The sequence below is a fragment of the Marinarcus sediminis (SeqCode) genome (assembly GCF_048571275.1).
In the GTDB taxonomy this organism is placed as follows: Bacteria; Campylobacterota; Campylobacteria; order Campylobacterales; family Arcobacteraceae; genus Marinarcus; species Marinarcus sediminis.
In genome coordinates, this window is record NZ_CP182357.1 from 173,939 (window position 1) to 191,494 (window position 17,556).

17 protein-coding genes are annotated in these 17,556 nt (G+C 35.4%); 5 read left to right on the top strand and 12 right to left on the bottom strand.

All coding sequences use genetic code 11. The features are described 5' to 3' along the window. The first annotated feature begins 98 nt into the window (after positions 1-98). The 5 genes from ACNI3C_RS00840 to ACNI3C_RS00860 all read left to right on the top strand — a co-directional run bounded on the left by ACNI3C_RS00840 (position 99) and on the right by ACNI3C_RS00860 (position 4,185). Positions 99-1,367, top strand: coding sequence for a 3-isopropylmalate dehydratase large subunit (locus tag ACNI3C_RS00840; RefSeq protein WP_419770372.1), 1,269 nt, complete (start codon positions 99-101; stop codon positions 1,365-1,367). After that, entirely contained in the window at positions 1,364-1,888 is a 525-nt protein-coding gene (locus tag ACNI3C_RS00845) for a LeuD/DmdB family oxidoreductase small subunit (protein WP_419770373.1), read from the top strand. Before ACNI3C_RS00840 ends, ACNI3C_RS00845 begins: the two co-directional genes overlap by 4 nt. Continuing rightward, entirely contained in the window at positions 1,879-2,790 is a 912-nt protein-coding gene (locus ACNI3C_RS00850) for an alpha/beta fold hydrolase (protein WP_419770374.1), read from the top strand. The genes ACNI3C_RS00845 and ACNI3C_RS00850 overlap by 10 nt, the downstream gene beginning before the upstream one ends. A 686-nt stretch (positions 2,791-3,476) precedes the next feature. After that, positions 3,477-3,638, top strand: a complete 162-nt coding sequence (locus tag ACNI3C_RS00855) for a S24 family peptidase (RefSeq protein ID WP_419770375.1) — start codon at positions 3,477-3,479, stop codon at positions 3,636-3,638. Position 3,639: 1 nt separating this feature from the next. Then, positions 3,640-4,185: a hypothetical protein gene (locus ACNI3C_RS00860; RefSeq protein WP_419770376.1), complete on the top strand. Its 546-nt coding sequence runs from the start codon at positions 3,640-3,642 to the stop codon at positions 4,183-4,185. A 131-nt stretch (positions 4,186-4,316) separates the two neighbouring features. Here the strand turns inward: ACNI3C_RS00860 and ACNI3C_RS00865 are convergent, their stop codons facing one another. The 12 genes from ACNI3C_RS00865 to amrS all read right to left on the bottom strand — a co-directional run bounded on the left by ACNI3C_RS00865 (position 4,317) and on the right by amrS (position 17,495). Then, the gene (locus tag ACNI3C_RS00865) at positions 4,317-6,932 is read right to left on the bottom strand and encodes a valine--tRNA ligase (RefSeq protein WP_419770377.1); all 2,616 of its coding nucleotides are present in this window, start codon (positions 6,930-6,932) and stop codon (positions 4,317-4,319) included. 71 nt (positions 6,933-7,003) lie between these two features. Further along, positions 7,004-9,049, bottom strand: a complete 2,046-nt coding sequence (locus tag ACNI3C_RS00870) for an ATP-dependent helicase (RefSeq protein WP_419770378.1) — start codon at positions 9,047-9,049, stop codon at positions 7,004-7,006. Between the two features lie 57 nt (positions 9,050-9,106). After that, complete coding sequence (locus tag ACNI3C_RS00875; protein WP_419770379.1) at positions 9,107-9,661, bottom strand: ferric reductase-like transmembrane domain-containing protein; 555 nt, start codon at positions 9,659-9,661, stop codon at positions 9,107-9,109. A 1-nt stretch (position 9,662) separates the two neighbouring features. Next, on the bottom strand, positions 9,663-10,598 hold the full coding sequence (msrP, locus tag ACNI3C_RS00880; RefSeq protein WP_419770380.1) for a protein-methionine-sulfoxide reductase catalytic subunit MsrP: 936 nt from the start codon (positions 10,596-10,598) through the stop codon (positions 9,663-9,665). A 54-nt stretch (positions 10,599-10,652) separates the two neighbouring features. After that, the gene (locus ACNI3C_RS00885) at positions 10,653-11,867 is read right to left on the bottom strand and encodes an NnrS family protein (protein ID WP_419770381.1); all 1,215 of its coding nucleotides are present in this window, start codon (positions 11,865-11,867) and stop codon (positions 10,653-10,655) included. 91 nt (positions 11,868-11,958) lie between these two features. Then, positions 11,959-12,495 (bottom strand): thiol peroxidase Prx-SUH, encoded by a 537-nt coding sequence (gene prx-suh, locus ACNI3C_RS00890; protein ID WP_419770382.1) that lies wholly within the window; start codon positions 12,493-12,495, stop codon positions 11,959-11,961. A gap of 87 nt (positions 12,496-12,582) precedes the next feature. Next, positions 12,583-13,428, bottom strand: coding sequence for a CvfB family protein (locus tag ACNI3C_RS00895; protein WP_419770383.1), 846 nt, complete (start codon positions 13,426-13,428; stop codon positions 12,583-12,585). Between the two features lie 7 nt (positions 13,429-13,435). Beyond that, a complete protein-coding gene (locus ACNI3C_RS00900; protein ID WP_419770384.1) occupies positions 13,436-14,230 on the bottom strand; it encodes a metal ABC transporter permease in 795 nt (264 codons plus the stop codon). 21 nt (positions 14,231-14,251) lie between these two features. Next, complete coding sequence (locus ACNI3C_RS00905) at positions 14,252-14,995, bottom strand: metal ABC transporter ATP-binding protein (protein WP_419770385.1); 744 nt, start codon at positions 14,993-14,995, stop codon at positions 14,252-14,254. Next, positions 14,996-15,718, bottom strand: coding sequence for an ElyC/SanA/YdcF family protein (locus tag ACNI3C_RS00910; protein WP_419770386.1), 723 nt, complete (start codon positions 15,716-15,718; stop codon positions 14,996-14,998). Between the two features lie 5 nt (positions 15,719-15,723). Continuing rightward, positions 15,724-16,515 (bottom strand): AmmeMemoRadiSam system protein B, encoded by a 792-nt coding sequence (gene amrB / locus ACNI3C_RS00915; protein ID WP_419770387.1) that lies wholly within the window; start codon positions 16,513-16,515, stop codon positions 15,724-15,726. Continuing rightward, a complete protein-coding gene (gene amrS, locus ACNI3C_RS00920) occupies positions 16,512-17,495 on the bottom strand; it encodes an AmmeMemoRadiSam system radical SAM enzyme (RefSeq protein WP_419770388.1) in 984 nt (327 codons plus the stop codon). The genes amrB and amrS overlap by 4 nt, the downstream gene beginning before the upstream one ends. Positions 17,496-17,556 lie beyond the last annotated feature (61 nt).

A 17,556-nucleotide genomic window follows, 5' to 3' on the forward strand; every position in this document is an offset into this window, starting at 1 on the left:
ATATTGTGTATTACAATATACTATTTGACTTAATATTGTCTTTAGTAATATAATACAAAAAAAAGATTCACTTTTTACTTAAATCTAAAGGAAAAAAGATGCATGCCATTGAAAAACTTCTTGCCAAAAAAGCGGGAAAAAAATCCGTTAAAACAGGTGAAATCATTAACTGCGAAATTGATATGGCAGGCATCAATGATTTATATTTGCAAACCATTCGTTCTTTTTATGAAATGGGAGGCAAAAAAGTGTATGACCCCAATAAAGTTATCATGTTTTTGGATCATTATGCTCCCGCATCAACCATTACTCAAGCTCAAAACCAAAAAGAGTTTCGTGAGTTTTGTTGGGAACAAGGCATTGATTTACTCATGGACATTGACCAAGGAGTTTGTCATCAAGTTCTTGCCGATACGGGGTTAGCATATCCGGGAGAAATTGTTGTCATAACAGATTCCCATACAACAACACATGGCGCTTTTGGTGCTTTTGGTACAGGTGTGGGGGCTACGGATTTAGCCATCATTTTAGCCACAGGTCATTTGTGGTTTAGGGTTCCAGAAATCATAAAAATAAATTTTGAAGGCATCCCACCTGAAGGAGTTTATGCCAAAGATATGATTTTGCATGCCATTGGAGAACTGGGTGCTGATTTTGCCGTTTATAAAGCCATAGAGTTTTCTGGTTCAGCATTAAAATATCTGAGCATTTCTGAACGAATGGCAATGTGTAATATGAGTACAGAAATGGGGGCAAAAACAAGTTACATTCAACCCGATGAAATCACCATGGCATTTTTAGATGAAAAAGTTACCCGCTCTTACGAAATTTATCACACCGACGATGATTTTGTCTATAAAGATGACATCACTTTTGATATAAGCCATTTAACGCCCCAAATTGCAGCTCCTTTTAGTGTTGACAATGTCTTTACGATTGACAAATACATTGGAACCAAAATCGACCAAGCATATTTGGGCTCATGTACAGGAGGAAGAGCAGAAGATATTGGTATTGCTGCTTCCATCTTAAAGGGGAAAAAAGTTTCACCAAGAACACGATTTGTCATTGTACCTGCGTCAAAATATGTGTTATTGGAAGCCATGAAAAAAGGGTATGTAGAGAGTCTTGTTCAAGCAGGAGCCACTTTTGCAACACCAGGATGCGCTGCATGTTTAGGAACACATCAAGGGATGTTGGCTTCAGGGGAAACGTGCATTACCACAACCAATCGTAATTTTCCTGGACGCATGGGTGCCACTGCTGCACAGATTTTTCTGGGTTCTCCAGCAGCAGTTGCCGCGGCAGCATTAGAAGGCAAAATTGTTGATCCAAGAAAATATATAACAAGCAAGGAACTGTCATGAAAAAAATATTAAAAGGAAACGCTTTTGTTTTTGGAAAAAACATTGATACCGACCAAATTTACCCGGGAAGATTTGTGGAGTACACCAATGTAGAAGATATTGCCAAATATGCTATGTTTGGTGCCGACCCAGAGTTTACAAAAAAAGTCAAAGCCTCTGATATAATTATTGCAGGCACTAATTTTGGTTGTGGTTCCAGTCGAGAACATGCGGCAATTGCGTTAAAGGCTGTGGGTATCAGTGTTATCATTGCAGAATCTTTTGCACGAATTTTTTACAGAAATGCAATAAATTTAGGCTTACCGCTTATTGTTTGTCCTCATATATCTCAACTCGTATCAACAGGAGAAGAGTTAGAAGTGGATTTAACGGATGCAACTGTGCGTAAAAAAGAGAACATTATTGCCCACATTGAACCCATGAGTGACTATGTATTGAGCTTATTAAACAGTGGTGGAATTAAACCCATGATAAAAAAAGAGTTAGAAAAAAAGACTCAAAAGGATAACCCATGGCAATAACAGACTATTTTAAAAATTTTGAACGAGAAATGATTGATTTAGGGGAAGTTACTATACATACTTTGATCAGCCGAAAAACAGATGAAGCCATCCTTTTACTTCACGGACACCCTGAAAGTCATCTGATTTGGAGAGACATTGCCCCTTTACTTGCACAAAATTATTCTGTGGTTGCCACTGATTTAAGAGGGTATGGAGACAGCTCAAAACCCAAAGGCTTAGAAGACCACTCCAATTATTCAAAACGAGTCATGGCACAAGACCAAGTGAGTGTTATGGAGAGGTTGGGTTTTACCAAATTTCATGTTGTAGGTCATGACCGAGGGGCAAGAGTTGCACACAGACTTATTTTAGACCACAAAGAGAAAGTACTCTCCTGTACCATGATGGATATTTTACCCACGTATGATATGTATGAAAAAACCAACAAAGAGTTTGCAACAAAATATTGGCATTGGTTCTTTTACATTCAGCCAGTAGGTTTTCCAGAACGACTTTTAGGAGCAGACCCTGAATATTTTATACGAAGAAATCTGTTAAATAAAGTCAATAAAGAGAGTGAAAAAATGTTTCCAGAAGATGTCATACAAGAGTATATCCGACACTACTCAGACCCAGCGTGTGTTCATGCCATCAGCGAAGATTATAGAGCATCAAACAGTATTGATTTATTACACGATGAAGCAAACCGAAATGTAAAATTTGAAACCCCATTGTTAGTGCTTTGGGGAGCAAATGGTGTAGTTGGAAATATTTGGGATGTCTTAGAGGGTTGGAAAGAGTTTGCCAAAGATGTCACAGGATTTGCTGTACCAAATTGCGGACATTTTGTTCCAGAAGAACAACCCCAAATTGTATATGATGCGTTGATTGGATTTTTAGAAAAACATAAAGGAAGGTAAATATTTCAAGGGGGAAAATATTGTAAATTATATCAGGCTAAAGAACTCATTTATTTCCCAATCACCAAGCTGTGGCTAGGAAGTATGAGTTTTACTAGACGTCTCTTGAAAAGCTAACGCTTTCCGCTTCCACTTTCTTTATCCGTAAAGAAAGTTAGCAAAGAAAACTCACCACGGGCTTCGACGGCAAAGCTACCCTCCGTATTTTAAATTATTTATTGCGTTGCGGAACTCGCTAAAATGACCGTTGAGGTCATTTCTTAACGCTCAAACAGTCCTCACTTGTTACCATAAATAATTCAAAATACTCCGGCGTCTGCAGATGTGGTAATATCCCTAGTAATCAAACTATCTTTTATAAATTGAGATTAGAAGAAGCTTTGAACTCCAACAATCAAAATGCAAATGTCCTTATCCCTCTTTTCCAACCTCTGCAAAAGCCGAACGTTTATTTTTCATTTCGGAAAAAGCTGAGGACTGTTTGAGGAGAGAAAAGTGCTAAACGCACTTTTTCGACGAGTTCCGCAAGCGAGAAATTAAAAATAATAAGTGAGGAAACCCGAATGGGCTTTGAAGCCGTTGGTGGTTTTGCTTACTTTGTCCACACAAAGTAAGAGAAGCGAAGACCTTTAGGTGTTTATGAGAAATTATAGGTGATATCTCTTATCTATTTTTATTAAATAAATATGTATCCTGTCCCTGAAATTTTGGATTTTATTAAATGTATTAAAGTAGAAAATGATAAAGTAATTCTAAAATCAAACAACCAAGCTTTTGATGATATAACATTGCATATAGATGATGTGAATATTGTTGGTAGAGTTTGTGGTGTGTTAATAAAGGTATAAAATGGAATTAAATCAAGGTATATCTATGATTACTGATATAATTGTTGCTTTATGTGCTATTGCAACAGTTTTTCTTGCATACAATGGGTTAACTAAATGGAAAGCAGAACTTAAAGGAAAAGCTTATTTTGAAAATAGTATAGAATTGCTAACGGTAATAAATGAATTAGAAGGCAAAATATATGCTTTTAATACATTAATGTCAATGTATTGTTATATAAAAGATTTACCTAATGATGATATTAAAATGCCTGAATATTCAGAGAAAATGATTGATATTAATTTACAAAAATATAATAATATAGTTTCTAAGATAAAATTTATTTTAAAAAATGATGAACTTGAAGTTGAGTTAATTAATTTTAGAAGAAACATTGAAAATTTCAATCAAGTTGTTCAGAATTATATTTACAAATACAAACCTAATCATACCAATAAAGAATATTTTAAAGAAATAGTTGTTAAGTTTGATGAGAGTAAATTAATTACTAATATTATTAATTCAAAACAAAAAATAGAGAAATTACTAAAATACAATATAAAATAATTGCTTATAAAATGTTAGTAAAATAATCTAATATTTATATACATTAACATTTCACAAGCCATTTTACAATTATTTTCCTATTATTTATAATAGTAAAAGTCCAAAATAATAAAGGACTTTTACTTAAACTCTTAACTCAACGACTTCAACTCAGCCTCTACCTTTTCTAATTTATCTGTTGCAGCAGCTAAACCCGCTTTGTTCTCTTCTATTACACTCGCAGGAGCATTCGCTACAAATCTTTCGTTTGAAAGCATACCGTTTAATTTGTTTATCTCTTTTTCTAACTTCTCTTTTTGTTTTTCAAGTTTAGAGATAATTGGCGTCATGTCAATTTCACCCGTTGGAATATAGACTTCCAAGTTATCGCTTACATCGGTAATTGAGTTCTCTTGTTTTTCATAGACAAAAGTAATGTTTTCTACTTTGGCCAATTTTTCAATAAACGGTTTTGCAATAGCCGTATCAATGGCTTTGTTCAGTTTGATATAGGCTTTCGCAATTTTGCTGTTCCCCATATCAATAACCACTTTTGCTCTTCTTATGGCGGTAATGGCTTCTTCGATAATGGCAAACATATCTTCAATTTCTTGATTTTTGGCAATATCTTTTGGGAAGTTCATAATCATCAACGACTCACCCTCATCTAACGAAGTTCCACTTAATTTGTGATACAAATAATCAGAGATAAAAGGCATAAAGGGTGAAACCATTTTAAGTGTTTCTTTAAAAATTGCACCCAATTCTACAACGGCTTCTTTAGAGGCTTTGGCATACTCAATACCCCAATCACAAAAATCATTCCATACGAATTTGTACAGTGTACTTGCTGCTTCGTTGAATTTATAGCTTTCAATATTTGCTCTTACCTCATCTACGGCGTCGCTGAGTTTACTTTGCATAAACAAGCCAAGCGGTGTTTGGATGGTAATATCTTTTAAATCAGGGAAGGTATCGACATTGAGTTGTAAAAAGTTTGAAGCGTTGTATAACTTATTCGTAAAGTTTCTGAACTGCTCTAAGTTTTTTGCACCCAATTTAATATCTCGACCTTGTACGGCTAAGTAAGCTAAAGTAAATCGAATAATATCGGCACTGTGCTCTTCAACCATGTCAAGAGGGTCAATAACATTTCCTTTTGATTTTGACATTTTAGCCCCATGTTCATCTCGTACAAGTGCGTGCATGTAAATGTCTTTAAATGGCAATTCTCCTTGGAAGTGTTCCCCCATCATCATCATTCGAGCAACCCAAAAGAACATAATATCAAACCCTGTAATCAAGAGTGAATTGGGGTAAAAATCTTTTAAATCGTCAGGGGTAAAGGTATCTTTCATTTGACCATTATTTCCCCAACCTAATGGTGAAAATGCCCAAAGTGCAGATGAAAACCATGTATCCAATACATCAGGGTCTTGCGTAAAGTTTTTACTTGAACAGTGTGGACACGCCTCTGGTTCATCGGCTTTATCTGCCCATTGATGATTGCACTCATCACAGGTAAACACAGGAATTCGATGTCCCCACCACAATTGTCGTGAAATACACCAATCTCTTAACTCATCCATCCATGCTCGGTATGAATTCAACCAATGACTTGGGTGGAATTTGGCTTCACCTGCGTATGTTTTTTCAATAGAACTTCGAGCAACCTCTTTTCGTACAAACCACTGTTTTGAAATGTATGGCTCAACAATATTTTTACATCGGTAGCAGTGCCCTACTTGGTGAATGTGCTCTTCAATTTTAACAATGAAACCTTCCTCTTGAAGTTTTTGTACAATGATAGGTCGAGCCGCCAATCTTTCTAACCCAGCGAACTCTCCACAAAAGTCATTTAAAATCCCTTTTTCATCGAAACAAGTAATAAACTCTAAGTCGTGTCTTTTTCCTACTTCGTAGTCATTTTGATCATGTGCAGGCGTTACTTTTACCACACCTGTTCCAAAATCCATGTCAACGTGTACATCGGTAATGATTTTAATGGTTCTGTTTGTTAACGGTAAAACAACCTCTTTTCCTACAATATTGGTGTATCTTGCATCATCTGGATGTACCATAATAGCAGTATCCCCAAAGTATGTTTCAGGTCGGGTTGTAGCAACGGTAATATGCCCACTGCCATCGGCAAAGTTATAGTTCATGTGATAAAATTTACCGTTAACTTCATCGTGTTCAACTTCAATGTCTGACAATGCCCCATCGTGTGTACACCAGTTAACCATGTAATTGTTTTGAACAATCATACCTTCATTGTATAAATGAACAAAGGCTTCTTTAACCGCTTCTTTGAGTCCCTCATCCATTGTAAATCGTTCACGAGACCAAGCAGGAGAGACTCCCAATTTTCTCATTTGGTGAACAATTGTACCACCTGAGTAGGCTTTCCATTTCCACACTTTTTCTAAAAATTGTTCTCGTCCAAGTGCTTCTTTGGTTGTACCTTCGGCTAAGAGTTGTTTTTCAACCACATTTTGTGTTGCAATTCCTGCATGATCAGTTCCAGGTTGCCAAAGCGTTTTAAACCCATCCATTCGTTTGTATCGTGTAATAATATCTTGTAGTGTAAAGGTCAAAGCATGACCAATGTGCAAACTTCCCGTGACATTAGGAGGGGGCATCATAATGGCAAAATTTTTATTTGGCTCTTGAATTGATTTATTTCCATCAATTTCAAAGTAACCTCTGCTTTCCCAAATTTTATAATAATTATCTTCTACCTTTGAAGGTTCGTACTTATCACTCATTTATTATCCTATTAACTTGATTATCCGCGATTATATCGAAAAATAGATTATGATTTAATTTCAGAAGCGTTTTATTCCTCTGTGCCATCTTTGACTAACCCTGCTTCTTTTAAAAACTGAGAGTGAATAAAATCGAGTTTTTTAATACGGTCATATTTGGCATAACTTAAATATAAAATATCTTTTGCCCGTGTAACTGCCACATAAAACAATCGTCGCTCCTCTTCAATGCTTCCGCCTTTACTCATGAGTTTTCGGTTAGGGAATCGTCCGTCCATGAGGTCAATGACATAAACCTCTTTAAACTCTAACCCTTTTGACGCATGAACACTGAGCAGATTTACGCCATCGCCCTCACTCATTTCACTGCCACCTAAAATCATGGCGTTAATAAATTTAGAGAGCTCTTTGTAGTGCACGGCCAAACTTTTTAATAAAATGGCTTTTCTCTCTATCTTCTGTCCCGCTTGGAATTTAACCGATTCATTGATAGAGCCATCTTTTTGTGTGGCTCTTTTGATACACAAAATCTCTTTGAGCATTTTAAAAAGCTCAGATTTGACAATGTGTTCAATAACCGAATTGGGGTTTTTAACACGTCTTAACTCTTTAATGACTTTGTAAAATTCATAAATAAACTCTCCCCCTTCACGTCCAAGTTTGGGGTGTTTGAGTAAAGGATTACCTAAAAACTTCTCATCAAAACCCGAGTCTTTAAACTTTGACACACTTCCCAGTTCAAGAAAATCATCAAAAAGTCCCAACTGAATATTTTTCACTTTGGTTGAAACATAAGGATTATTCATTTTCTCATCGGGTGCAAAAAGTCCTTGGAACAAATTGCCATTTCCCAATTTAATCAACGCATCGAAAATATCTTTGGCAATGGCTTTTCCAATACCTTTTCCATACTCTAAAATGTGAATGACAGCCATCATGTCATTGTTATTGATAAGCAGTGTCATCATATCGAGTATAAATTTGACTTCAAGTGAATCAAAAAAAGAGTGCCCCCCTTTTCGTTTTGCAGGAATAGAGTATTCGCGTAAATTGACCTCAATGCCATCGGCACTGGAGTTGTTTCGGTAGATAATAGCAATGTCATTGTGTGGGGTTTGACTTTGTGAAATCAGTTTAGAGATATACTCATACTGTTCAAAAAGTTCACCAAAAGTTAAAAGTTTTGGACTGGAAACAAACTCCGTTCTGACCACCTCTAATTTTTTTTCATAAATACGTTCATTGTGTTCAATCACCTTGGTTGCCAAATCCAAAATGGGTTTGGTTGAACGATAGTTTTTTCGTAACGTAAAGACATTGGCATTCTCATATCGTTGAGAAAAGGTTGAAATAATCCCAATATCTGAACCATTAAAAGCGTAAATACTTTGGTCATAATCCCCCACACAAAAAAGGGATTTGGGTTTAAACCCTTCAAGCAATCTTCCTTGTAAAGGGTTGGTATCTTGGTATTCATCAACTAAAATCTCTTTAAAAGCAAACTCATTGTTTTCCAAAGTTTCAAGCATAAGTGTGAGCAAATCATCAAAATTGGCATAACCATATTTTTTTTTCAACTCATTGAACTCTAAAACCACATCTTCATAGATAGGCGCATACAACTCATGCGAAGCGTTTTTCCCCACAATCCAATCGCCAAAGCTTTCATTGTACGTAGAGTTTAAGAAAAGGGAATACAACTCATACAAATAGCCTCCGTCATAAGGGTTGGCTTCATCGTCTCGGTTGTAAAACACCCGTTTTTCATACAGCGATTTAAAGAGTGTTTTTAATTCATTGGGTTGTTTCAGCGTGATACTAATATTGAGTTGTTTCAGCAATTTATACGAAACACTGTGAAAGGTTCCTGCCATAATGGCTTTGGCCACCTCTTTTCCAAAATATTTCGCTACTCGATTGACCATTTCAGCTGCCGCTTTATTGGTAAAGGTTAGCAGTAATATCTCTTCTGGTTTTAAGCCTTTTTTGATTAAGTTAGCAATTCTTCCCACTATTGTAGAGGTTTTGCCTGTACCAGCACTGGCAATGATTAGGTTATACCCTTGTGCACATGTTGCTGCTTCGAGTTGATTCTCGTTTAGATTGGTTAAAGGCATTAATTATTGGTTTTCATCTGTAGGTTTCTCATTTTGCAATGGTATCAAAAGATTTATTTAAAGCATATTTGATTTTGAAATTACTCTTTGTTTTAGTTTTAAAGTCATGATTAACATCATCAAAGCCAAATAGAACCATTGAGATAGACTCAACGCTTTTTGTGCCATAACAAAATGGATGGTTGTTAAAAGCAAAACCACATAAATGGCTTTATGATACGCATTGTATTTGGCATAGAGTTTTTTAAAAGAGGTGATTGCCATAAACAGTAAAATCAAAAATGAAATCATGCCCAAATAGATAAAGGGTTTATCCAAGGTCTCTTTTATAGCAAAAACAATCTGCAATTCCATGTCAAAAACAATAAAATTGAGCATATGCAACAGAGCATAAAAAAAAGCAAAAAGACCAATTTGTCTTCGATATTTTATGAGATTAATTTTAGATTTTATAAGAGATAGCGTTGTCGTTACAAACAGAAGTGTAATTGCCACTGCTCCTGTAAAGGTGTAAATGTATTTTATGGGATCAATTAAATCTTGAAAATAAAAAACTTTCAAGCCCAAATACATTGAGGGCAAAAGCAAAAGAGTAAACAGTAAAACTCTCATGCTAAAAAAACTTTCTTAAATCCATATTGGCATACATATGAGCAACCTCTTTTTCATACCCATTAAACATCAATGTTTTTTGTTTGAACAATTTCCCTAAAAGTCGCTCATTTTTTTGCGTCCATCGGGGGTGGTCAACCTCAGGATTGACATTGGCATAAAACCCATACTCTCTTGGATTGGCTTTTTGCCAAGTGTTCAGAGGTTCTTTATCGGTAAGCGTTATTTTAACAATGGATTTAATGGATTTAAACCCATACTTCCAAGGCACGACCAATCGTATGGGTGCACCGTTTTGGTTCTCTAAGGTTTTGCCATATAACCCCACACTTAAAAGAGTTAGTGGGTTGTAGGCTTCATCCAGTCGTAATCCTTCCACATAAGGGTACTCAATTGCACCAAAAACGCCGCGGGCTTGATCTGGAAACATCTCATCATCATACAAAGTTTCAAATCGCACATATTTGGCTTTCATAAGAGGTTTGGCATCGCGAATGAGCCGTCCCAATTCAAATCCAATCCACGGCACAACCATTGACCAACCCTCCACACATCTGAAACGATAAATTCGCTCTTCAAGGGTGTATTTTTTGATTAAATCATCTACATCTATCGTGAATGGGTTTTCGACCAAACCATCAATTTCTAGGCTCCAAGGTTTTGGATTTAAGGTGTAAGATAAGGGTTTAACTCCCTCTTTTGAAGTGGTAAATTCATAAAAATTATTATACGAAGTGATTTGTTCAAAACTGTTCGGTACGAGATTATTTTTATTTAAATCATGGGCATACGTTAAATTTGAAGTGGGCAATTTTTCACTTGCAAGCAGATTCATTAATGCTGCATTCGCCACAATTGAAGCGGCTCCCAGTTTTAAAAAACGTCTTCTTTGATGAAATACCTCTTCAGACGTCACATCATTTTCAGTAAGTTTCATGATATATCCTTTACACTATAGAAGAATTATATTCAAATAGTGTAAAGAGATTGTTTAGTGATTGGGGTTATGTCCAATCATTAAAATAGGTAAAAATTTCACACTCCAAACAAAAAGTCCCAAGATTAAAAGTAAAGCCGTGTGATTGATCCAAAAAATATAATCGGCATGAACATTAAGACTCAAAGAGGCAAAAACTCTTACAACTACAACAAGCTGAATATAAAGGAATATCATCGTCGTAATTTTATCTGCGTAGGGTACTCTTCCTGAGTGTCCTAATACAACCCGTGTTCCAAAGCCAAGTAAAACGGTCACAAAATATCCCAAAGCAAACACGTGCAATGAGGCTTTTCCAAAGAAAAAATCCACTTGAAACAGTGCGCACAACGACTCTATGCTTGAGAGTAAAAATCCAACGGGAATCCAATACAAACCAAGAAAAAGTACCCACATAATTGAAGTGGTTTTAAACAGTGGCAATTTCCATTTATACAACTCAAAAGTAAAAAAGAGAAACAGAGGCAAATCGGCTACAATATACCATTGAGGTTGTGCAAAACTTTGCACCAACACTTTAAGCAACAGTAAGCCGTAAAGTTTTTCCAATAAATGCGATGATTTATTGATGGTATACTCAGGCACTTTCATTGAGGTAAAAAAAGGAATCATACGTTGAGAAACAGTAAATATAATCATAAATAAAAAGAGATAAAACCCTACATACACAGCAAATTTTTCCAATAAATAGGCATGATTAACATTTAATTGCGCCACTAAAAAGATAAAGTGAGCCACAATGCCTGTCGCAAAACCTATCAAAATCCATTTGGTGTCATATTTTGAAGTACCATCGGCGATAATTGATTTTTTGTAAATACCAAAAAGCGTATTAAAACTCAGAATTTGTGCCACAAAAAGCACTGCCATAGCCACTAAATAAAGTGGTGTTGAAATGACAAGTCCAACAAAAAAACAGACTGTTCCAATAAAATAGAGAAAAAATTGTGTCATAAAAACTGAAGATGAAATGGTTGCTTGCATTAAAAAACGCGGGAAAACCACAAACAAAAAACCTAAAAAAAACTGAATAAAAACCACAAAAATCAACGCATACGCATGAAAAGTCAATAACGTTGTTTTTAAAACAATCACATTTGAGTATGAGGCAAAAAGAAGTAACATAAAAAGCATAAAAAAAATAAGCCCATTGGCGAAAAAGGGTTGATGCGGTTGTGCACTGAATTTTTTGTACCACTGTTTTAACATAGAAATTCTCCTAAAAAAAAGGCTACCAATAAGCTTGGTAGCCTTAAAGTATTAAAACAATTGTATCAGTTTTTAAAAATCAAAACCTTGATTAATGACAAGTTCCACAACAAGAAGTTGAAGTTGCCTCTTTAATTGCAGCTAAAGCACCTTCATAATTTGGCTCTTCTGTAATTTCAGCACAAATGTCTTTGTATGTTACTACACCACTTGCATTGATAACAAAAATAGCTCTACAAGTCACACCCGCTAATGGACCATCCGCAATTAAAACACCGTAATTGTGTGCCAAATCTTTTGCTCTAAAGTCAGATCCTACTTGTAAGTTTTCAATACCTTCAGTTGTACAAAATCTTCCCATTGCAAATGGTAAATCCATAGAAACTACGACTACTTCAGCATTTTCAACTTTTGCAGCTTCAACATTAAATTTTCTGGTTTCTGCAGCACATACAGGTGTGTCTAAAGAAGGTACAATGACAACGATTTGTGCTTTACCTTGTTCTCCACCAATTTGAATTTCAGATAAGTCTTTTGCTACGACTTTAACTACAGGTGCTTTATCACCTACGTTGATTTCATTCCCTGCTAAATTTACCACATTCCCTTTTAACATAGTTGTTGCCATATTTTTTCCTTGTTTTAAATTAATTGAGAAATTATATTAAATTAGGATAAAAATTATCTTAATTTAATAAAGTACAAATGAAATATGCTATTTTTTAAGTTTAATTCCATTTTCTACATTTTCGATTTTATCTTGTGTTATGAGTTTTGTCAATACTGCTTTGAAATTTTTTTTACTCAAACCAAATATTTTTTTGATGGCTTCGGCATCACTTTTTGAATTATATGGCAAAAAACCACTGTTTTTTTCTAACATCGCCAACACTTTCTCTTGGGTTTCATCGTCACTTTTTGAACCAATTTTTTGCAATGCCAAATCAAGTTTTCCGTCATCTCTTACTTGTTTTACGTATGCTTTTTTTCGTGCACCTACTTTTATGACTTCAAAAATTTCATTGTGAAAAATCATTCCTTCAAAACTGTTATTTGCCACCACTTTAAACCCCAACGGTGTTTTTGCAAAAAGTAAAATATCGACCTCATCATTGAGTTGAAAATGCCCAATATCTCGGCTTATAAAAGAGGAGAACTTTTCAACTCCAATAAGGCGTTGCGTTTTTTCATCTTCTATGACTCGAATAAATCGTTTTTCCCCCACACTAAAAGGGTTTTTTTGTCTGTTTTTAGGCACAAGTAAATCTTTGGGTAACCCCAAATCAACAAAGGCTCCAAATTTTGAAACATCAACCACTTCTAAAAGAGCAAATTGGTTTTTATACGCATAAGGGGTCAAGGTTGTTGCAACCAATCTGTCTTCTGAATCGGTGTAGATAAAAACATCAATCACATCCCCAATGTTCATCTTTGAGGTGATATAAGCATTGGGCAATAATACGGCTTCTTCTTCATCTTCACTGACCAAGTATAACCCAGGTTCCGTCACTCTGTCTATTTTTAAGCTGTTAACCACGCCCAATTCTATTTTTTTATTCATTTTTTTCCTATCTTTTAACTGTTTTAACTGTGATTAAACAAGCAATGGCAACCATTATAATACTTGCACCTGAACTGATATTATATACGTACGAAACCACCAAACCCAACAGCGTAAAAAACGATGCAAGAAGGGAACTTAACACCATCATGGTAGAGAGTTTATTTGAAAACATTTCTGCCATATACGTGGGAATGGTTAAAAGCGCAATGACCAAAATAAGTCCCACCACTTTTATAGCGGCAACTACGGTCAGTGCTGCTAAAACCAAAAGCAATGTATAAAAAAACTCCACACTGATGCCTCTTAATTTTGCAAATTGTGCGTCGTATGAGATGGATAGAAACTCTTTGTAATAAAAAGTGACCAAACCAATAATCACAATATCTAACCCACCCATATACAAAATATCCACACGGGGCACTGCAATAATTGAACCAAAAAGATAACTCATCAAATCCACATTGTACCCAGGGGTTAAATCCACAAAAATAATCCCAATCGCCATTCCAGCTGCCCACATAATTCCAATAATAGAATCAATTCTGTTTTTATTGTAAATGGTCAAAAATGAAATGGCAACAGCAATAATTACAGCAAAAACCGTTGCACCCAATAACACAGGTAAGCCTAAGAAAATGGCAATTCCAATTCCTCCATACGAACTGTGTGCAATGCCTCCTGCTAAAAAAGTGATTTTATTGACCACCACCAAAGAACCAATAATGCCCACGGCAATAGAGATAAAAAGCCCTGCTAAAATGGCATTTTGAATAAACTCATAGTGTAACGCTTCTAACATAACCCATCTTTTTTATATTTTTTACTCTTCATGTTTGCATCCGCATGAGTGTTGGTGTCCCAAAGCAGCAAGAAGTTCAACTTCACACAAATGTTCACCCTCTTTTACCTTGTTGTTCATCTCTTGCAGCTTATGATAGACCATTGATTTATTGACATGCACCACATTTTTTGCATAATTTAAAAGAACCGAAATATCATGACTGACTACTACTACTGCAATATTTTGGCTCAATCTTTTTAACAAATCATACACCTCTTGTTGCCCTTTTACATCGATGCTTGCGGTAGGTTCATCCAGTAAAATAATTTTAGGATTGGCACACAAAGCACGTGCAATAAAGACCCTTTGTCGCTGACCACCAGAAAGATTGCCGATTTTAATATCTGCAAAATCCTCCATGCCCACTTGTTTAAGTGAATTCATGGCGCAGCTTCGCTCCTCTTTACTGTAACCAAAAAGGGTTCGTTTACCCCCAATATGTCCCATTAAAACAACTTCCAATGCCGTAATAGGAAAATTGATATTTAAATTGGTATTTTGTGGCACATAACCTAAAAAAGCTCTGTCCACATTCACCATTATTTTTCCACTTTTGGGTTTAAGCAGCCCTAAAATCAATTTTAACAGCGTCGATTTTCCGCCCCCATTGGGACCAATAATGGCTAAAAAATCATCATGCGCCACATCTAAATTGATGTTTTCTAATACATTCTCTTTATCATAAGCAAAACAGAGATTTTTTATTTCAATAAACGTTTTCAACTATAACATGTCCCTAAAAGTTTGAATCACATCTTTAAAAAAACTCCATACAATTCCAATATATTCATGTATGGCTTTTTGAGTATTCAGTGCATATTGAGCACCAATACTCTCATAAAAACTGTATTTCTCATCTGATATAAAATCTGTAGGTGCCGCTATGGGGTTTAATCCTTCATTTTTAAAAAGCAACATTGCTCGTGGCATATGCAGTGCGGAAGTAACCAAAATAAAAGGCTGATCATTGACAATATTTTTAACCTCTTGAGCTTCTTGTCTTGTATCTTTAGGTTTTTCTTGAATCAAAATATTCTCTTTTGCCACACCCAATTCCAAAAGTTTTTGAGCATTCACTTTGGCTTCACTGATTGAATTTGCCCCTTCATACCCTGAGGTGATAATTTTAATGTTATCCATTTTATAGTACAAACGAAGCGCTTCATAACCTCTTCTTTCAAAATCTCCACCTAAAAGTAAGATGTATTTAACATCGGGGTTTTCAGAGGTAATGGCGGGGTAAAAATTTTCCAAAGGAGTAACCAATGCGTTTGAAAAAGGGGCAAAACTGATTAAAAAAAACCAAACAAAAGAGGCGAATAAATAGACTTTTGCCTTTTTATAACTGTTGGTAAAAAGCAGAAGTAATCCGTATAAAAACAGAATCAAGCCAATAGAAATTGGCATAATAAAAAGCGATATAATTTTTTTTAACGTAAACCCCATAAAACTTATTCCCCAATAATAGCAGAAGCATATCCCACAACTCTTGATGAGTCACCGCTTGCATCCATACTTGTTCTATAATCTAAAACTTGTGATATATAACTGTTTGATTTTGCCCATTGTACAAGGGCTTGTATTCCTGTCATTCCACACGCTTCACAACCATCATTCAATAACTTCAGACTTAAGTTTTCGATTGCGTTTAAACAAATCGAATCTAAAACATTGGCCTCTTTTTGTGTATAAAAATGACTTAAATCTGTACTTATAACGACATAATTGTCGGATTCTAGCATAATTTCACTGATAATCGTACTTAATTCCATAAAATCAATTTTCCCATACACTATTTCAACAATGCTTGTTGCAGGGAAATATTTCTTAATGAATGGCATTTGTGTCTCTGTTGAGTGTTCACAATGAGCCAAAGGATTAAAATTCAAAGCAGCATATTTCTCTTTTAAATGGCTACTGTAAGCTAAATCAATTTGCAAATTTCCATAAGGGGTTTCATACTCATTGTATAAAGCAATACTTGCTCCTTCCAAAAAGATTTTGTGTGATGGTCCTATCACAACAATTCGTTTGGGTTCAACGCCACTTAGCAATGAGTAAGCAACATTGGCGGTATATCCACTGTAAATATATCCTGCATGAGGGACAATGATCGCTTTGGGGTGTTTGATTTTTGTGTTTGATTTGATCAAACGCTCATTAAAATGGGTAAAATATTTTGTTAATTCCAAAGAACTTTTTGGATAAAAGGTTCCACAGACTGCTGCTTTTCTTACTCTCATAAAAATACTCCTTCCAATGGTTTTGCACATTTAGGGCACAACCCCTTTTGTAAATTGTTTTGAATCACTTTAAAGCCCTCTCTGACAAGCAATACCTCTTGACAAACAGAACAAACGGTTGGGTTTTCAACGTTAATATTGCCCATATAGACATAATTCAATCCCACTTTTTTGCCAATCGTATACGCTTGTTTTAAACTCTCAAAAGAAGTAGCAGGGAGAGTTCTCTCTTTAAAATCGGGATGAAAGGCAGAGATATGCCAAGGTACATGCGCTCCCAATTCATTTTTTATAAAAGAAGCAATGGCTTCAAACTCTTCTTTTGAGTCATTTTTGCTGGGCACAACCAATGTCGTAACTTCAACCCAAATTCCATTGTTCACAAACGCTTTTAAGTTTTCCAATACCCTAGCTAACTCTCCACCCAATTTTTTATAATAGGCTTCGTTAAACGTTTTTAAATCAATGTTCACTGCCTCAATGACACCTTTCATATCTTCAACAACTTCACGGCTTTCATAACCATTACTGACATAGACACTTTTAATGTTATATTTTTTTGCTTCAAGAGCAATGTCTTTGGCATAAGGGTAAAAAATAGTGGGTTCATTGTAGGTATATGAAATCGATTGGCACCCTTTATTTAAAGCCAATTTTACAATGTCATTGGGAGATAAGTATTGCCCAGTTTTGATGTTTTTTTCCTGTGAAATGCCCCAATTTTGACAAAAAGCACAATGAAAATTACAACCAACTGTGCCTAAAGAGAGTGATTTGGATGCTGGCAAAAAATGATAAAGCGGTTTTTTTTCGATGGGATCAATATTTAATGCAGCAAGATACCCATACACTTGACACGCTATTTTATCTCCTACATTGGTATTGACTCCACAAATACCGGTCTGCCCCTCTTGCAAATGGCAATAGTGATGGCAAAGCAAGCAGACAAGTTTTCCATTTTTTTGAGTATAGTAGTTCATGATTGTGTTGCATATTTTTGAAGTGTTTTACAACACATGTGGATTTGAAGATAAAATATGT

Coding starts and splice junctions, on each gene's coding strand:
- ACNI3C_RS00840 (WP_419770372.1), top strand. CDS start 99: ATGCATGCCATTGAAAAACTTCTTGCCAAAAAAGCGGGAAAAAAATCC.
- ACNI3C_RS00845 (WP_419770373.1), top strand. CDS start 1,364: ATGAAAAAAATATTAAAAGGAAACGCTTTTGTTTTTGGAAAAAACATT.
- ACNI3C_RS00850 (WP_419770374.1), top strand. CDS start 1,879: ATGGCAATAACAGACTATTTTAAAAATTTTGAACGAGAAATGATTGAT.
- ACNI3C_RS00855 (WP_419770375.1), top strand. CDS start 3,477: ATGTATCCTGTCCCTGAAATTTTGGATTTTATTAAATGTATTAAAGTA.
- ACNI3C_RS00860 (WP_419770376.1), top strand. CDS start 3,640: ATGGAATTAAATCAAGGTATATCTATGATTACTGATATAATTGTTGCT.
- ACNI3C_RS00865 (WP_419770377.1), bottom strand. CDS start 6,932: ATGAGTGATAAGTACGAACCTTCAAAGGTAGAAGATAATTATTATAAA.
- ACNI3C_RS00870 (WP_419770378.1), bottom strand. CDS start 9,049: ATGCCTTTAACCAATCTAAACGAGAATCAACTCGAAGCAGCAACATGT.
- ACNI3C_RS00875 (WP_419770379.1), bottom strand. CDS start 9,661: ATGAGAGTTTTACTGTTTACTCTTTTGCTTTTGCCCTCAATGTATTTG.
- msrP (WP_419770380.1), bottom strand. CDS start 10,598: ATGAAACTTACTGAAAATGATGTGACGTCTGAAGAGGTATTTCATCAA.
- ACNI3C_RS00885 (WP_419770381.1), bottom strand. CDS start 11,867: ATGTTAAAACAGTGGTACAAAAAATTCAGTGCACAACCGCATCAACCC.
- prx-suh (WP_419770382.1), bottom strand. CDS start 12,495: ATGGCAACAACTATGTTAAAAGGGAATGTGGTAAATTTAGCAGGGAAT.
- ACNI3C_RS00895 (WP_419770383.1), bottom strand. CDS start 13,428: ATGAATAAAAAAATAGAATTGGGCGTGGTTAACAGCTTAAAAATAGAC.
- ACNI3C_RS00900 (WP_419770384.1), bottom strand. CDS start 14,230: ATGTTAGAAGCGTTACACTATGAGTTTATTCAAAATGCCATTTTAGCA.
- ACNI3C_RS00910 (WP_419770386.1), bottom strand. CDS start 15,718: ATGGGGTTTACGTTAAAAAAAATTATATCGCTTTTTATTATGCCAATT.
- amrB (WP_419770387.1), bottom strand. CDS start 16,515: ATGAGAGTAAGAAAAGCAGCAGTCTGTGGAACCTTTTATCCAAAAAGT.
- amrS (WP_419770388.1), bottom strand. CDS start 17,495: ATGAACTACTATACTCAAAAAAATGGAAAACTTGTCTGCTTGCTTTGC.